Here is a 15500-nt window from a genome sequence, read left to right on the forward strand (position 1 = left end):
GTGTGCGAGCGGGCGGCCGGGCCGTCCGGAGTCGGCGCCGGGATCGTGCTCGCCCCCAACGCCCTGCGCGCCTTCGACACCATCGGCTTCGACATCACCCGCTCGGCGGGCCGCGCCGTCCCCGCCGCCATGGGCCTGCGCCGCCCGGACGGCCGCTGGCTCAGCCGCGCCGACACCGCCGCTCTGGCCGCCCGCTTCGGCGGCCCGCCGCTCGCCCTGCACCGCTCGGCCCTCACCGACGCCCTGGCCGCCGCCCTTCCCGCCACGGCGATCCGCTACGGCGTCACCGTCACCTCCGTGGACGACGGCGGCGGCTCCCCCGTGGTCCGCACCGACGCCGGCGACCTGGGCGGCGCCGACCTCGTCATCGCCGCCGACGGCATCCACAGCCCGCTGCGCCGCCAGTACTTCCCCGACCACCCCGGCCTCCGCCACAGCGGCGAGACCGCCTGGCGCACGGTCCTGCCCGCTGCCGCGAGCCTCGCCAGGACGGCGACCGCCGAGACCTGGGGCCGCGGCGAGCGCTTCGGTGTGGTGCCGCTCGCCGACGGCCGGGTCTACCTCTACGCCACCGCCGTCGTACCCACGGGCCACCGTCCCGCCGACGTCCGCGCCGAACTCCTGCGCCGCTACGGCACCTGGCACGACCCGATCCCGGCCCTGCTGGAGCGGATCGACCCGGCGGCCGTGCTCCAGCACGACCTGTACGACCTGGCCGCCCCGCTCCCCCGCTTCCACCACGGGCGCCTGGCCTGGCTCGGCGACGCGGCCCACGCGATGACCCCCAACCTGGGCCAGGGCGGCTGCCAGGCCGTCGAGGACGCCGCGGTCCTCGGCCATCTGCTGGCCGGCACCGGCCCCGAGGACGTCCCGGCGGCCCTCGTCGCCTACAGCGCCGCCCGCTGCGCCCGCACCGACGCCATCCGCGTCCGCGCCCGCCGGGCCGGCCAGGTCGCCGCCCTCACCCACCCCCTCGCCGTGGCCGTCCGCGACCTCGCGGTCCGCGCCACACCGGCCCGGGCCGCGAACCGGGCGATGGCCGCCCTGTTCGACGGATTCTCGCTCCCGGCCGGAAGGGACACCGCGCCCACGGGCGCAGGTGCGCGTCGGTGAGGTCGCCGGCCGTTTCGACGCGAAGGCGGGCGGCGTCGGATGACGGACGACGACAGCGGCCCGGGACGGGGCCGGCGGTCCACCGACGGGCCGTGCGCACACCGCAGAAACGGGCCCACGGGGGTCTCCTTCCTCCCGTCGGCCCGTCCGGGGCGCCTCAGATCGAGCCGACGACCTTGCGCGGGGTGACGCGGACGACGACGCGCTCGGCGTCCTCCTTCGACGCCGGGTTGAAGTCCGCGTACCCCTTCCCCGTGTACTTGCGCGACAGCGCGTCGATCAGTTCCTGGCCGCCCTCCGTGGTCAGTGCGGCCGTGCCGCGGACCTCGGCGTAGGAGTAGGGCGCGTCCGCCGGGTTGATCATGACCGTGATGCGCGGGTCCGTCCGCAGGTTCTTCTCCTTGCGGCGGCCGACCGTCGTGGAGATCAGCAGGTCGTCGCCGTCCCGGGTGAGCCAGGTGATCGACAGCTGCGGGCTGCCGTCCGGCTGGATCGTGGCCACGGTCGCGAAGACCGGGCTGTCGTCGATGAGCTTCTTCAGGTCGTCGGAGAGTGCGGCGGACACGCGGCGGTTCCTTCCCTCGGCTGACTGCCGTCCCCGGGCCGACTGGCCTCGGAGGGGACCGGCAACTGACAGCCTGCAAAATCGCTGCCGTCCCGGGCAAGTTCCTCCGCCCCGTGCCGCACCGCGCGCCGCGGCCCCGGACACCCGCGATTTCCGGTTCGTGGCCGGGCCGACGTGCCCGGCCCGGCGGGCGGACGCGGTACGCACGATCCACCCGTCCGGCCGAGCGGCACCAAGGGCTGCCCGTTCAGTGCCCGAGTACCGCCATCGCCGCGTTGTGCCCGGGGACGCCGCTGACGCCGCCGCCGCGGACCGCGCCCGCTCCGCACAGCAGTACGTTGCGGTGGGCGGTCTCCACGCCCCACCGGCCGCCCTGGTCGGCGTAGGGCCAGGACAGGTCCCGGTGGAAGATGTGGCCGCCGGGCAGCCGCAGTTCGCGTTCCAGGTCCAGCGGGGTCTTCGCCTCGATGCACGGGCGGCCGTCCGCGTCGAAGGCGAGGCAGTCGGTGAGCGGTTCGTCCAGGTGCGCGTCGAGCTGCGCGAGGGTGGCCGTCAGGAGTACCTCGCGGGCCTGGTGGTTGTCCTTCTCGAAGAGCCGGGCCGGGGCGTGCAGGCCGAAGAGGGTGAGGGTCTGGTAGCCCTGCTCCACCAGTGCCGGGCCCAGGATCGTCGGGTCGGTCAGCGAGTGGCAGTAGATCTCCGAGGGCGGTACGGAGGGCAGTTCGCCGGAGGAGGCCTCCGCGTAGGCCCGGGCGAGCTCGGCGTAGCCCTCGGCGATGTGGAAGGTGCCGCCGAAGGCCTCGTTCGGGTCCACCGAGGTGTCCCGGAGGCGGGGCAGCCGGCGCAGCAGCATGTTGACCTTGAGCTGGGCGCCCTCCGGGGCCGCGGCCGCGCCTGCGGCCGGGGTCTCGCCGAGGAGCTCGGCCAGGGCCCTCGGCGAGGCGTTCACCAGGACCGTACGGCCGACGACCCGGCCCTCGCCGGCCGCCTTGCGGAACACCACCTCGGCCGGCCCGACCCCGTCCGTGTCGATCCGCAGCACCTCGTGGCCGGTGGCGATCTCGGCTCCGGCCGCCCGGGCCGCCGCGGCGAGGGCGTCCGTCAGCGCGCCCATGCCGCCGACCGGCACGTCCCAGTCGCCGGTGCCGCCGCCGATGACGTGGTAGAGGAAGCAGCGGTTCTGGGCGAGGGAGGGGTCGTGCGCGTCCGCGAAGGTGCCGATCAGCCCGTCGGTGAGGACCACCCCGCGGACCAGGTCGTCGGCGAAGTTCCGCTCCACGGCCTGCCCGAGGGGCTCCTCGAAGAGCATCCGCCAGGCGGCCTCGTCGTCGATCCGGGCCCGCAGCTCCGCCCGCGTGGGCAGCGGCTCCGTCAGGGTCGGGAACACCCTCTCGGCGACCCGCCCGGTGGTCCCGTAGAAGGCGCGCCAGCTCTCGTACTCCCGCTCCGAGCCGGTCAGTCGTGCGAAGGACTCCCGGGTGCGCTGCTCGCCGCCGCCGACGAGCAGTCCGCCGGGCCGCCCGCCGCGCTCGGTGGGGGTGTACGAGGAGATCGTGCGGCGGCGCACCGCGAACCGCAGGTCCAGGTCGCGCACGATCTTCGACGGGAGCAGGGAGACGAGGTACGAGTAGCGCGAGAGTCTGGCGTCGACGCCCACGAAGGGGCGGCTGGAGATCGCCGCCCCGCCCGTGTTCCCGAGCCGCTCCAGGACCAGCACCGAGCGGCCGGCCCGGGCCAGGTACGCGGCGGCCACCAGGCCGTTGTGCCCACCGCCCACGATCACATCGTCGTACACGTCCCGCCCGAAGGTCGTCATGGCTCTTGGTAGCACACCTGGCCGAGCCGCTCCAGACAGTGGGCCTCGTCGGCGTGGGCCAGGACCGTGTCGGGATGGTCGTCGCCGAGGGACCGCTCGCGGATTCCGGAGAGGTCCCGGTAGATGGGCAGCGCCTCGTCCCAGCGGCCCAGCCGGCCCAGCCCTCCGGCCAGTTCCCGGCGGCTGACCAGGGTGTCCGGGTGCTCGGGGCCGAGCACCTCGGCACGCAGGGCGCCCACCTGGCGGGCCTCGGCCACCGCTTCCGCCCAGCGCTCCAGGCGGCCCAGGTTGACCCCGAGGACGTGCCGGGCGCGCAGCGTCTCGGGGTCGGTGACCCCGTAGGCGCGGGTGCGGTCGCGGACCAGGGCCCGGAACAGGTCGAGGGCCTGGGCGCTCCTCCCGGTGCGGCCGAGCGCGATGCCGACCTCGTAGCGGGCGGCCAGGGTGTCGGGGTGGTCGCGGCCGAGCGCCCGCTCGCGTGCGACGGCGACCTCGTGGAAGGCGACCAGGGCTTCCTGCCAGCGTTCCAGGCGGCCGAGCGCGTACGCCGCCTCGTACCGGGTCAGCAGGGTGTCCGCGTGCTCGGCGCCCAGGACGGCCGCGCGGTCGGCGGCGACCTCGGCGGCGGTGGCGTGGGCGTCCTCGAACCGGCCCAGCGCGCTCAGCGCGCAGGCCAGGTTGTGCCGGCAGCGCAACGTGTCGGGGTGGAGCGGACCCATCGTCCGCTCGCGGGCGACGAGCACCGCGCGGTAGACGTCGTGCGCCTCTTGGTGGCGCCCGAGCCGGCCCAGCTCGTACGCCGTCTCCTGGCGCGCCGCGAGGGTGTCGGCGTGGTCCGCGCCGAGTACCCGGGTGCGCCCCTCGGCGACGGCCGCGTACCCGGCGAGCGCCTCCTCGGGCCGGCCCTCGCGGCTGAGGGCGTACGCGCGCGCGTGACCGGCGGCGAGCGCGTCGGGGCCGCTGCCCCGCGGGCCGGCGGGGCGCGGGAACCCGTACGCGGCGGTGAGCCGCGGGTCCTCGGAGGGCGCGGGACGGACGATGGTGGTGGTGCCGGGGTGGACCGGGGGGTACGCGCCGCGCGGGCGCGGCTCCGGCTGCCGGCCGGCGGGGTGGGCGGCCGTCCAGGCTCCTGTGAGCACGGCCCATTCGCCGCTCGCGGGCCGGGCGTCGGTCCCGGCCTTGCGTCCGGCGGTCATACCTCGGGCCCAGGGCGGGAGCGGTGCCTGGGCGCCGGGCAGCCCGCCCGGTCCCAGCCGCGCCTCGACGAGGCGGCGGTGCACGTGGCGGGCGTCGCCCGGCCGGTCCTCGGGGCGCTTGGCGAGCAGGTCCAGGACCACTTCGTCGAAGTAGCCGGGCAGCTCGGGGCGGTGCTCGCGCAGCGGTACGGGCGCGTTGTCGCGGTGGCCGACCAGCACCGACCAGGAGTCGCCGAGGTCGAAGGGCGGGGCGCCGGTGGCGATCTCGTACAGGACGCAGCCGAAGGAGTAGAGGTCGCTGCGGTGGTCGACCTCGCCGCCCGCGATCTGTTCGGGCGACATGTAGTGCGGGGTGCCCATGGCCATGCCGCCGCCGGTGAGCTTGGCGGTGAAGCCGATGTCGTGGGCGAGGCGGGCGATGCCGAAGTCGCAGATCTTCACGGTGCCGTCGGTGAGCCGCATGATGTTGGCGGGCTTCAGGTCGCGGTGGACGACGCCCTGGTCATGGGTGTAGCCGAGGGCGGCGGCCATCTGCTCGGCGACGTCGACGACGACGTCCACGGGGAGCGGCCGGGTGTCGTTGTCCTCCAGGAGTTGGCTGAGGTTGCGGCCTTCGAGGAGCTCCATGACGAGGTAGAGGGGGCCCCCGGCGGCGCTGTCGTCGCCGAAGTCGTGGACGACGGTGACCCCGCGGTGCTGGAGGGACGCGGCCACGCGCGCTTCGCGGCGGAACCGCTCGCGGAGCACCTGGGTGAAGTGGGCGTCCTGCTCGGCGCCGATCGGCTTGAGGCACTTCACGGCGACCTGCCGGCCCAGCGATTCGTCGCGGGCGCGCCATACCTCGCCCATGCCGCCGCGCCCGATCAGATCGAGCGACCGGTAACGGCCCTGGATCAGTCTGGACTCCGCCATGTCTTAAAGCCGCCCCCGTTTTCGCGCTACGCCCTCCCCGGCCGGTCCAGTATGGCCGCTGATGTACGCAGTGTGTACGGCGAGGGGCGGCTCCCGGAGCCCATGCGGCGCATCGCTTTCAAGATGTGACCTGGAGGCAGCTGCCAGCGTAGACCTGCGGGAATGCTGCGCAGTACGCGTCCGGTGAGGCGCAGGCGCCGCGTGATGCTGCGCGGGGCCGGTGCGGGCCGCCCGTACAGCTGGTGCGCCCAGCCCGGGAGGGAACCGTACGCCAGGCCGGCGATCGGCGGCCACAGCAGGTTTCGGCCACGTACGAGAAGGGCAGGGACGGGCGGGCCGCGGAGGAAATCGTCCACGGCGAGTGCGTCGGGGCCAGCGGCGAGTTCGGGGCGGATCCGGCGGAAGTACGCGGCGAGCCCATCGGTGTCGGCGGGGACCCCGGCCGGGTCGAGACCGACGAGTCGGGCGCCCACCCGGTTCTCGTCGACGTAGCGGTCGGCCTGCGCGGGCGTGAGCGGGACGCCTGAGCGGCGCAGCACGTGCAGGAAGCTGTCGATCTGCGCGCAGTGGATCCACAGCAGCAGCTCGGGGTCGTCGACGGGAAAGCGTTCACCGGTGTCCGGATCGGTCGCGGAGAGTTCGCGGTGGATCGTGCGGACGCGGAGGCCGGCGCGCTCGGCGGCCTCGGTGGTGCCGTAGGTGAGGGTGCCGACGAAGTCGGCGGTGCGCAGCAGCCGCCCCCAGGCGTCCCGCCGGAAGTCGGAGTTCTCCATGACCCCACGGACGGCGCGCGGGTGGAGGGCCTGGAGGTAGAGCGCGCGGAGCCCGGCGATCCACATCATCGGGTCGCCGTGGCATTGCCACGTGACGGACGACGGGCCGTACAGCCCCGGATCCGCGCCGGGGCGCCGTCCGGTCACGGTGGTCCCCATCGGCGTACCTCCCCGTCGCAGGCGCCCGGCGGCTCCAGCCTACCGATCCGGGCGGCCGTCGGCGGCCGTCCCGCGATGCGTACGTCCCGTCCGGGGGCGAGGTTGCGTGGCGAGGACCGCTCCGGCGACGGAGCGCGCCGCCGTCGGCCAGGCGAGGCGCGGCGCGGCGCGGCGCGGCTGCCCGTCCGCCGCGAGTCCCTGGACGATCCCCCGTCGGGGCGTCGGCCGGGGCGTCGGCGGCATAAAGTTGCGGCGTGCAGCTCTACACGATCGGCGAGGCCGCCCAACTCCTCCGCGTCAGCACCGACACCGCCCGCCGCTGGGCGGACGCGGGCCGCTTCCCGATCCTGCGGGAGGGCAACAAGCGGATGATCGAGGGCGTGCATCTGGCCGCCTTCTGCGTGGCGCTCGCCCAGGAGACGGCCGAGGGCGACGGCGAGTCCGCCACCTCGGCGCGAAACGCGCTGCCCGGGATCGTGACGGCGGTGACGCTGGGCGAGGTCGCCGCCCAGGTCGAGGTCCAGGCCGGCCCGCACCGCGTGGTCTCCCTGCTGACCCGCGAGGCGGTCGAGGAACTCGGACTCGCGGTCGGCGTGCAGGCCGTCGCCCGGGTGAAGTCCACCAGCGTCCACATCGACCTCGACTGACCGCGCCGCGCGGCCCGGCTCACGCCGTGTCGAGTTCCGCGTCGAGGGCGCGGGCCGCGATGATGAGGGCGAGGTTGGTGCAGCCCCGTGGGAGCCCAACTGCTAGCCGTGGGCCAGTCCCCTCCATGAAGCGGGTCCTGCGCCGGTGGTCGCCATGCTGACGCGGTACCCCGGAGTCCGGGCCGCGGACCGCGGGCGCGGGACCGGTCCAGCCCGTGACAGGGTGAAGGGATGACGACGCACCGCGAACCCTCCTCCCCTCCCCGCCTCCAGCCCTGGTCGGACACCGCAAGGGTCCACGCGGACCTCGTCGCGGCAAAGGCGCTCGTCTACGACCCCTGCGGATTCGCCTGCTCGCAGCCGGTCCCGGAAGCGGAGAGCGCCGACTACGCCGCCCACTCCTTCACCTTGGACGGCCTCGCCGTCCGGTTCCGCGCGGCGAAGACGACCCCCACGAAGGCCGGCCAGTTCGTCACCGTCTGGAAGCGCTCACCGGCGGGTCCGATCCAGCCGTTCGACGCCGCGGACCCGGTGGACCTCTTCGTCATCAGTACGCGCGACGGTCAGCGCTTCGGCCAGTTCGTCCTCCCCCTGGACGCGCTCCGCCGCCACGGCGTCGTATCGACGGACGGGTCCGGCGGGAAGCGTGCCTTCCGCGTCTATCCGCCCTGGGTGACCACCACCAACCGCCAGGCCGGCAGCGCGCAGAAGTGGCAGCTGGAGCACTTCCTGCCGCTGCCGCGACCCGAGGGCGGGCCCGTCGACCTGAACCGCGCCCGGAAGCTCTACACGTGAGCCGGCCGGTCGGCGGCACACTGCACCACATCGAACTGTGGGTGCCCGACCTCGACCGCGCGATCGCCTCGCTCGGCTGGCTCCTGGAGGCCTTGGGCCACACCCCCTACCAGCACTGGACCGCCGGCCGCAGCTGGCGCCTCGGGCCGACGTACCTGGTCGTCGAACAGTCCCCGGCCCTCACCGCCGACCGGCACGACCGCTGCCGGCCGGGACTGAACCATCTGGCCTTCCACGTGGAGGACGCGGCCGCGGTCGACCGCCTGGCCGAGGAGTCGACCCGCCACGGCTGGCACCTGATGTTCCCGGAGCGCCACCCCCACGCCGGCGGCCCGCAGCACTACGCCGCCTACCTGGAGAACACGGACGGCTTCGAGATCGAACTCGTCGCGATCACCGCCCCCGGCTGATCGCCCGGAGGCCAGGTGGCCAGCTATCCCTTTTCATAACGAGTAGAACTCCTCGCCACAGCACTAGCGGCGTACGCGCGGCATGCCCAGGCCGATCCAGGAGATGATTTCGCGCTGGATCTCGTTGTTGCCCCCGCCGAAGGTGAAGATCACGGCACTGCGGTAGCCGCGTTCGAGTTCGCCGTGCAGGACCGCGCCCGCCGAGCCGTCCTTGAGGGAGCCGGCCGCGCCGACGATCTCCATCAGCCAGGCGTACGCGTCCCGGCGGGCCTCAGAGCCGTACACCTTGACCGCGGAGGCGTCCTGCGGGGTGAGGGTGCCGGCCTGGACCGCGCCCACCATCTGCCAGTTGAGCAGCTTCATCGCGTCGAGTCGGGCGTGGGTGCGCGCGAGGCGGCCGCGGACCCAGGAGAGGTCGATGACCCGGCGGCCGTCGGCGAGTTTCGTCGCGGCGGCCCAGCGCTGGACGTCGTGGAGGGCCCGGATGGCCATGGTGCCGTGTGCGGCGAGGGTGACGCGTTCGTGGTTGAGCTGGTTGGTGATCAGGCGCCAGCCTTTGTTCTCCTGGCCGACGCGGCGGCTCGCCGGGACGCGGATGTTCTCGTAGTAGCTGGCGGTGGTGTCGTGCGAGGCGAGGGTGTTGATGAGGGTGCAGGAGTAGCCGGGGTCCGAGGTCGGGACCAGGAGCATCGTGATGCCCTTGTGGGCGGGGGCGTCCGGGTCGGTGCGTACGGCGAGCCAGACCCAGTCGGCGGTGTCTCCGTTCGTGGTCCAGATCTTCTGTCCGTCGACGACGTAGGTGCCGGTCTCCTCGTCGCCCTCCCGGACGGCCTTGCACGTGAGCGCCGCCAGGTCGGTGCCGGCGTCGGGCTCGCTGTAGCCGATGGCGAAGTCGATCTCCCCGGCGAGGATCTTCGGCAGGAAGTAGGCCTTCTGCTCCTCGGTGCCGAACTGCATGATGGTCGGCCCGACCGTGTTGAGCGCCATCAGGGGCAGCGGTACGACGGCCTGTGCCGCCTCGTCGAAGAAGATGAACTGGTCCATCGGAGTCATCCCGCGGCCGCCGTACTCCTTGGGCCAGCCGACCCCGAGCCAGCCGTCGGCGCCGAGCCGGCGGATGGTGGCCCGGTAGAAGCGCTTCTGGGCGGCCGGATCCTCGTAGCGGGCGTAGACGTCCTGCGGCACGAGCTCGGCGAAGTAGGCGCGCAGTTCGGTGCGCAACCGCTGTTGCTCAGGCGTGTATTCGAGGTGCACGGCCCCTCCGGGGTCTCACGGTCCAACCGGGCGCTGTGGTGGCGGCGGTCAGAGTAGAACCTGTTACAAGAATTCGGAAGGACCCGGGCTCCGGCCGTTCGGTACCCGCGTTCATCATCACAACCATGACGAGCCCACACAGCAGAGCGGAATTCTTCGTCGAAGCCGAGCGGGACAGCCGCTTCAGCGGTCCCGCGACCGGGGGCGAGCGGCGGATGCCGGTCGCCTTCCTCGCGGACCACCGTGCCACCTTGGCGCTCAAGTGCGCAGGCCTGGAGGTCGCGTTGGCGCACCGGTCGGTGGAACCGGCCACACTCTCCCTGCTCGGTCTGGTGCGGCACCTGGCCGATGTGGAGCGCCGCTGGTTCCGGATGGTGCCGGCAGGTCAGGACGCGCCGCCCCGGTTCTCCTCGGCCGAGGATCCCGACGGGGACTTCGACGGGGCCCGGGCGGATCCCGCGGCGGTCGAGGCGGCCTGGGGGCGTGGCGCGCCGAGGTGGCTTTCGCCGAACGGTTCGTGGCCGAGGCACCCGATCTGGACGTCGAGGCCGTCGACGCGTGGCGCGGGAAGGTGTCGCTGCGCTGGGTACTGATCCACATGGTCGAGGAGTACGCGCGGCACAACGGGCACGCCGACCTTCTGCGCGAGCGGATCGACGGGGCCATAGGCATCTGAAGGCGCGAGGCTGCCCCCAACTCGCCCGAGGAGTATCTCCAGTCAGGCCACTACCACCAGGCCCGCCTCGTACCGCGCTGACGCCCACTCCGCCAGGCCCCACCGCGCGGGACGTCAGGTGAACAGGTAGAGGACGTCGAAGTGGACGAGGTCGCGGGCCGTGTCGAAGAGGTACCGGCCCGATGGGATCCCGTCCGACGCCTGGCCTGCGGCGCCCTGGCCGTTCGCGTACGCGTCGAAGCCCGGGCTTTTCTGCCAGGTCGCGGCCGCGGGCAGGTACTGGTTCAGCGCGGCGGGCAGGTCCGGCGGTACGCCGACGGCGGCGAAGGCGTGGTCGGGCTTGCCGGTGATCGCGGCGGCGCCGCCGGCCGGCAGATGGGCGACACCGACCACCCGGACCCGGGAATCGGGGCCCGGGACGCTCCGGCCGTCACCCGTGTCGTCGATGTCGTAGCCCAGCCAGTGCGCGTCGGTCAGCTCGCCCAGGAACGGCCCGAGGCGCCGGTTCAGCGGCTCCAGGTCGGTACGGACCTCGGGCCGGTGCGGGGGCTGCGGCCACATCAGGTACGTCAAGCCCGCGCCCACCGTCAGCAGCGGGAGGCCGGCGATCAGCAGGAACCGGCGGCGGTTCACGTGTCCCCGCTGGGTGTCCATGATCGCCGTCCCCCGTGCCCGTCGCCCATCGCCCGTGACCCGCGACCGGTCACCCACCACCCGTCACCCGTCAGTTCAGCGCGCCGATCATAGCCGTCGCCGTCGCCGCCATCGCCGTGCGGGCCGCCATCAGGTACGGCCGTGGGTCCGCCGCGGTCAGGTGGGTACGGATGGCCTCGGTCATCGCCACGTTGAGGGCGGTGCCGATGTTGACCTTGCGGATGCCGCCCGCGACGGCCGCCGCGAGTTCGGTGTCCGGCAGACCGGAGGAGCCGTGCAGGACGAGCGGCACGTCCACGGTCTTGGCCAGCCGGGCCAGCAGCCCGTGGTCCAGGGCCGCGGTCCGGCTGGTCATCGCGTGGCTGCTGCCGATGGCGACGGCGAGGGCGTCGACACCGGAGTCGGCGACGAACCGCCGGGCCTCGTCGGGGTCGGTACGGGCGCCGGGCGCGTGCGGGTCCAGCGGTGCGGCGCCGTTCTTGCCGCCGACCTCGCCCAGCTCGGCCTCGATCCACAGCCCGTTGGCGTGTGCCCAGTCCGCCGCGGACCGGGTGGCCTCCAGGTTCTCGGCGTAAGGGAGTTGCGCGGCGTCGTACATCACCGAGCTGTATCCGGCGTCGCAGGCCTGCCGGAGCAGCTCGGGGCTCTTGACGTGGTCGAGGTGCAGGCCTACGGGGACCCCGGCGGCCTCCGCGCACGCGCCGGCGGCCCGGGAGATGGGCAGCAGCCGCATGTCGCGGAACTTCACGGCGTTCTCGCTCAGTTGGAGGATGACCGGCAGTCCGGCCACCTCGGCACCGGCGACGACGGCTTCGGCGTGCTCCAGGGTGATGATGTTGAAGGCGGCCACGGCCCGGCCGGCCGCGGCCGCCTCCAGGACCAGGTCGCCGGCCCGGACCAGGCTCATCGGACGGCCTCCTCGCCGGCGGGGAGGATCACCGAGCGCGTGAGGTTGCGCGGCGCGTCCGGATCGAGCTGCTGGTGGGCGGCGACGGCGAGGGCGAGGCGGTGTACGCGGACTAGTTCGGCCAGCGGGTCGAGCCGCCCGGGCACCCATTGGGAGCCGGTGGCGCGGACCTGTTCGGCGAGCCCGTCGGGGGCCTCGTCGAGCGACCAGGTGACGGTGCCGGGCCCGGAGACGCTGATCGGCCCGTGCCGGTACTCCATCGCCGGGTAGGACTCGGCCCAGGACAGCGAGGCCTCGCGCATCTTCAGCGCGGCCTCGTGGGCGAGCCCGACGCTCCAGCCGCGGCCGAGGAAGGTGAACTGGCCCCGGCCGGCGATGTCGGCGGGCAGCGGCTCGATGAGGGCGGTGCGGGCGTCGGCGACCACGGAGGGGGTGTGCAGCCCGACGTGGGCGCGCAGCAGGGTGAGGGCGGTGGTCGCGAAACGGGTCTGTACGACGGACTGTTCGTCGGCGAAGTCGAGGACGACCAGCTCGTCCGCGGCGGTCATCACCGGGGTCGCCGGATCGCCGATGACCGCGGTCGTGGGCACGCCCGCGTCCCGCAGCCCGGCCAGCAGGTCCAGTACCTCGGTGGTGGTGCCGGACCGGGTGAGGGCGACGACCCGGTCGTAGCGGCGGTGGCGCGGGAACTCGGAGGCGGGGAAGGCGTCCGTCTCGCCCTGGCCGGCCTCCTCGCGCAGCACGGCGGCCGCCTGGGCCATGTAGTAGGAGGTCCCGCACCCGACGATCGCGGTACGTTCCCCCGGCTGCGGCAGCACCGTCCCCCGCGCCGGGGCCAGTTCGGCGGCCCGCTCCCAGCATGCGGGCTGCGTGCCCAACTCGTACGCGACGTGACTCATACAGGCTCCCTCGTGCGACAGGACGGACGGGTCTGGATGCGCTCAATGCGTTTTCCTGCAAGGTAGCGGCCTGTTTCACGCAACTTCAAGCATCTACGGCTGGGGCGGCTGAGTTAGTGTCGCGGGACGGACCGACGGGGCCGCCGGGAAACGCCGTGGACCGCCATGGACCGCCGTCGAAGGCCGTCGAAACGCCGTGGAACGTTATGTCGCAGACACCGAAGGGGCGGCCGATGACCCGCAAGGAGCGCTGGCAGGCGCTGCTGGACCTGCTCGTGGAACGGGGCGAGCTGGAGGTGGAGCCCGCGGCGGAGAGCCTGGGCGTGTCCGCCGCCACCATCCGCCGCGACCTCGACCAGCTCGCCGAGCAGCAGTTGCTGGTCCGCACGCGGGGCGGAGCCGTGCTGCACGGGGTCTCGTACGAACTCCCGCTGCGCTACCGCACCTCGCGCCGCGCCGCCGAGAAGCAGCGGATCAGCGAGGCGGTGGCGGCCCTGATCACCCCCGGCGAGGTGATCGGCCTGACGGGCGGCACCACGACCACCGAGGTGGCGCGGGCGCTGGCCGGGCGCCCGGACCTGGCCCAGGGCTCGCCGGCGCTCACCGTGGTGACCAACGCTCTCAACATCGCGGGTGAGCTGGTGATCCGGCCCCAGTTCAAGATCGTGCTGACCGGCGGGGTGGCCCGCGCCCAGTCGTACGAGCTGACCGGCCCGCTCGCCGAGCAGGTACTGGGCCAGCTCGCGGTGGACACGGCGGTGCTCGGCGTGGACGGCTTCGACCCGGCGGACGGCGCGGCGACCCGCCACGAGGACGAGGCCTCGATCAACCGCCTGCTGTGCGAACGTGCCCGCCGGGTGGTCGTCGCGGCCGACTCCAGCAAGCTGGGCGTCCGCGCGTTCGCCCGCATCTGCGCGACCTCGTCGGTGGACGTCCTGGTGACGGACACCGGCCTGACGGTGGAGGCCGCACAGGAGTTCGCGACCGCCGGCGTGGAGGTGCTGCGGGTGTGAGGGGGCGCGGCCGGAGCCAGGGGGCGCGGCCGGAGCCCCCGGGGCCCGGCCGCCCTCCGTCCGCCGCGGCCCTCCCCTACAGCCGCCTGCTGCTGCTGGCGACGAGCTCGCCCAGGGCGAAGCCGTCCACCCGCACCGACCGGGCCGCGGTGGCTCCGGGGACCGTGACGTCGGCCTGGCCGTCGGGGATGTCCACCGAAGTGCGCGGACGCCGGTCGAGGTACACGTCCACGCGGTCGACGTTGGCGGTCTTCAGCCTGAGGCGGAGCGAGCCGTCGGCACGCGTGACGTCGGCGATGGTCAGCTCGCGCACGGGCTGGGCCCGGAGAAGCTCCCCGGCCCGTGCCATCAGATCCACGTTGCTTTCCAGGAGGTCCCGGCGGGTCATCCGGTGGCGCTCGTCCGGGACGACCCCGAGGTCCTCCAGTGGCGTACCGGCCCGCTCGCCGACCCGCAGGGACCTGCGGATCGCCACGCGCATCCCCGCTCCGTTCGGCAGCGGCAGATACGGCGAGGAGGCGACGGGGAAGTCGGCGATGAACTGGCTCTGTTCCCAGACGTTGGCGCCGCCGGCGCCGGTGTTGTCGTCGGTGCCGAGCACGGTGCCGATCCCGTGGTCCTGGAAGCCGGCCGCGAACATGTCGGTAGCGGAGTAGCAGCGGGCGTTGGTGATGAGGACGACCGGCCCGAAGTACTGCTGGCCGATCTGGTTGGCGAGGTCCGTCGGGGTGAGCGGCAGGGCGGCGGAGAAGGTGGCGCCGGTCTCGACCGACTGCTCCATGGAGTTCACCCACTGGCGCAGGCTGGGGTTGCTGCGGCAGATGCGCAGGTTGAGGGGGGTGTTGATGAACTGGAACGGTTCCGGGGTGATCCGCCGGGGTGTGAGGGTCTGGAGGGTGAGCTCCGATGCCCAGACCGAGCCGCCGCCGTTGCCGCGCACGTCGACGATCAGGCCGTTCTGCGGCAGCTCGCCGATCAGCCGGACGAATTCCTCGACGAAGGCGCCGGCGTCGGGCACGTGGAACGTGTGGATGCGGATGTGGCCGAAGGTGCCCGAGGGGGTCTGGACGGTACGGGCCGTGAAGACCTCCGGCATCGTGCTCGCGGTCTCGCCCGCCGCGGTGTCCGGGGACCTCCCCGCGTCCACGGCCAGCTGCTGCTCGATGACGTGGGGGACGAACAGCATGACCTTGGCCCGGCTGACCTCCTCGGACTCGTGGTCCAGGCCCAGCACGAGCGACGCCTCGCCCTCCGGGCCGGCCGCCGACGGGCGGTTGTCCACGATCTGCCAGTTCTCGCGCAGTTCGCGGGCGACGCCGTCGGTACCGGTGTAGCTGACGGTCACCCATTCCTCGAACGGGGGCAGATGGGCCGAGAGCGAGCGCACCGTCAGTGACTCGATGCCCCGGCTGCGGCGCGCCGCAGAGTTGCCTCCGGCGAACCGGGCGGCGTTGAGCTCGACGGCCTGTTCGATGGGGACGCCGCTCCAGTGGGTGACCTCGACGCCCGGCGCGAAGGCCGGTGCGGAGAAACCCGGGACGACGCGGGTGATCAGGAAACGGGGCTCCGGTCCGTCGGTGGTCTCTTCGACCAGGAAGGGCAGGAAGGCGATCTTCCCGGCGAACGGTGCGGGCAGCTGGTAGTTGGTGTGCAGGTCGCGGACCGAGTGGAACACCTTGGACATCTCCGAGTGGAAGATCCACTCGGGCGG

General features: G+C 73.5%; 14 protein-coding genes and 1 pseudogene. 6 read left to right on the forward strand and 9 right to left on the reverse strand.

Annotated features, from left to right (window positions below; genetic code table 11):
• Positions 1-1113 (forward strand): FAD-dependent monooxygenase (locus ACWGIU_RS10110; protein WP_453704205.1); only part of this gene is annotated, 1113 nt, incomplete at its 5' end.
• Between the two features lie 157 nt (positions 1114-1270).
• Here the strand turns inward: ACWGIU_RS10110 and ACWGIU_RS10115 are convergent.
• The 4 genes from ACWGIU_RS10115 to ACWGIU_RS10130 all read right to left on the reverse strand — a co-directional run bounded on the left by ACWGIU_RS10115 (position 1271) and on the right by ACWGIU_RS10130 (position 6534).
• Entirely contained in the window at positions 1271-1678 is a 408-nt protein-coding gene (locus ACWGIU_RS10115) for a PPOX class F420-dependent oxidoreductase (RefSeq protein ID WP_453704207.1), read from the reverse strand.
• A 247-nt stretch (positions 1679-1925) separates the two neighbouring features.
• Positions 1926-3494 carry a phytoene desaturase family protein gene (locus ACWGIU_RS10120; protein WP_453704209.1) on the reverse strand — a complete coding sequence of 523 codons (1569 nt, stop codon included), beginning with the start codon at positions 3492-3494 and terminating at the stop codon, positions 1926-1928.
• On the reverse strand, positions 3491-5602 hold the full coding sequence (locus tag ACWGIU_RS10125; protein WP_453704210.1) for a protein kinase domain-containing protein: 2112 nt from the start codon (positions 5600-5602) through the stop codon (positions 3491-3493). Before ACWGIU_RS10125 ends, ACWGIU_RS10120 begins: the two co-directional genes overlap by 4 nt.
• Before the next feature lie 26 nt (positions 5603-5628).
• Positions 5629-6534, reverse strand: a complete 906-nt coding sequence (locus tag ACWGIU_RS10130; protein WP_453704212.1) for an oxygenase MpaB family protein — start codon at positions 6532-6534, stop codon at positions 5629-5631.
• Positions 6535-6788: 254 nt separating this feature from the next.
• On the opposite strand from ACWGIU_RS10130, the gene ACWGIU_RS10135 reads away from it, so the two are divergent.
• The 3 genes from ACWGIU_RS10135 to ACWGIU_RS10145 all read left to right on the forward strand — a co-directional run bounded on the left by ACWGIU_RS10135 (position 6789) and on the right by ACWGIU_RS10145 (position 8386).
• Entirely contained in the window at positions 6789-7181 is a 393-nt protein-coding gene (locus ACWGIU_RS10135; RefSeq protein ID WP_453704213.1) for a TOBE domain-containing protein, read from the forward strand.
• Positions 7182-7412: 231 nt separating this feature from the next.
• Positions 7413-7976, forward strand: a complete 564-nt coding sequence (locus ACWGIU_RS10140; RefSeq protein WP_453704214.1) for a MepB family protein — start codon at positions 7413-7415, stop codon at positions 7974-7976.
• Positions 7973-8386, forward strand: a complete 414-nt coding sequence (locus ACWGIU_RS10145; protein WP_453704216.1) for a VOC family protein — start codon at positions 7973-7975, stop codon at positions 8384-8386. Before ACWGIU_RS10140 ends, ACWGIU_RS10145 begins: the two co-directional genes overlap by 4 nt.
• A gap of 63 nt (positions 8387-8449) precedes the next feature.
• On the opposite strand, the gene ACWGIU_RS10150 is transcribed toward ACWGIU_RS10145, so the two are convergent.
• Positions 8450-9640, reverse strand: a complete 1191-nt coding sequence (locus ACWGIU_RS10150) for an acyl-CoA dehydrogenase family protein (RefSeq protein WP_453704218.1) — start codon at positions 9638-9640, stop codon at positions 8450-8452.
• 125 nt (positions 9641-9765) lie between these two features.
• On the opposite strand from ACWGIU_RS10150, the pseudogene ACWGIU_RS10155 reads away from it, so the two are divergent.
• A pseudogene (locus tag ACWGIU_RS10155) lies at positions 9766-10316 on the forward strand (DinB family protein).
• Positions 10317-10430: 114 nt separating this feature from the next.
• Here the strand turns inward: ACWGIU_RS10155 and ACWGIU_RS10160 are convergent.
• The 3 genes from ACWGIU_RS10160 to ACWGIU_RS10170 all read right to left on the reverse strand — a co-directional run bounded on the left by ACWGIU_RS10160 (position 10431) and on the right by ACWGIU_RS10170 (position 12776).
• The gene (locus ACWGIU_RS10160) at positions 10431-10970 is read right to left on the reverse strand and encodes a hypothetical protein (protein WP_453704220.1); all 540 of its coding nucleotides are present in this window, start codon (positions 10968-10970) and stop codon (positions 10431-10433) included.
• A gap of 70 nt (positions 10971-11040) precedes the next feature.
• Positions 11041-11877 carry a class II fructose-bisphosphate aldolase gene (locus tag ACWGIU_RS10165; protein ID WP_453704222.1) on the reverse strand — a complete coding sequence of 279 codons (837 nt, stop codon included), beginning with the start codon at positions 11875-11877 and terminating at the stop codon, positions 11041-11043.
• On the reverse strand, positions 11874-12776 hold the full coding sequence (locus ACWGIU_RS10170) for an SIS domain-containing protein (RefSeq protein WP_453704224.1): 903 nt from the start codon (positions 12774-12776) through the stop codon (positions 11874-11876). Before ACWGIU_RS10170 ends, ACWGIU_RS10165 begins: the two co-directional genes overlap by 4 nt.
• Before the next feature lie 233 nt (positions 12777-13009).
• On the opposite strand from ACWGIU_RS10170, the gene ACWGIU_RS10175 reads away from it, so the two are divergent.
• Complete coding sequence (locus ACWGIU_RS10175; protein ID WP_453704226.1) at positions 13010-13789, forward strand: DeoR/GlpR family DNA-binding transcription regulator; 780 nt, start codon at positions 13010-13012, stop codon at positions 13787-13789.
• A gap of 76 nt (positions 13790-13865) precedes the next feature.
• Here ACWGIU_RS10175 and ACWGIU_RS10180 read toward each other — a convergent pair.
• Positions 13866-15500, reverse strand: a 1635-nt coding sequence (locus tag ACWGIU_RS10180; RefSeq protein ID WP_453704228.1) for a S41 family peptidase, incomplete at its 5' end; no start/stop codon positions are given.

It is taken from the genome of Streptomyces sp. NPDC054840 (genome assembly GCF_053611065.1).

Excerpts from the sequence above, each read along its gene's own strand:
- ACWGIU_RS10130 (WP_453704212.1), bottom strand. The coding sequence starts at position 6,534 with ATGGGGACCACCGTGACCGGACGGCGCCCCGGCGCGGATCCGGGGCTG.
- ACWGIU_RS10125 (WP_453704210.1), bottom strand. The coding sequence starts at position 5,602 with ATGGCGGAGTCCAGACTGATCCAGGGCCGTTACCGGTCGCTCGATCTG.
- ACWGIU_RS10160 (WP_453704220.1), bottom strand. The coding sequence starts at position 10,970 with ATGGACACCCAGCGGGGACACGTGAACCGCCGCCGGTTCCTGCTGATC.
- ACWGIU_RS10140 (WP_453704214.1), top strand. The coding sequence starts at position 7,413 with ATGACGACGCACCGCGAACCCTCCTCCCCTCCCCGCCTCCAGCCCTGG.
- ACWGIU_RS10120 (WP_453704209.1), bottom strand. The coding sequence starts at position 3,494 with ATGACGACCTTCGGGCGGGACGTGTACGACGATGTGATCGTGGGCGGT.
- ACWGIU_RS10165 (WP_453704222.1), bottom strand. The coding sequence starts at position 11,877 with ATGAGCCTGGTCCGGGCCGGCGACCTGGTCCTGGAGGCGGCCGCGGCC.
- ACWGIU_RS10170 (WP_453704224.1), bottom strand. The coding sequence starts at position 12,776 with ATGAGTCACGTCGCGTACGAGTTGGGCACGCAGCCCGCATGCTGGGAG.
- ACWGIU_RS10175 (WP_453704226.1), top strand. The coding sequence starts at position 13,010 with ATGACCCGCAAGGAGCGCTGGCAGGCGCTGCTGGACCTGCTCGTGGAA.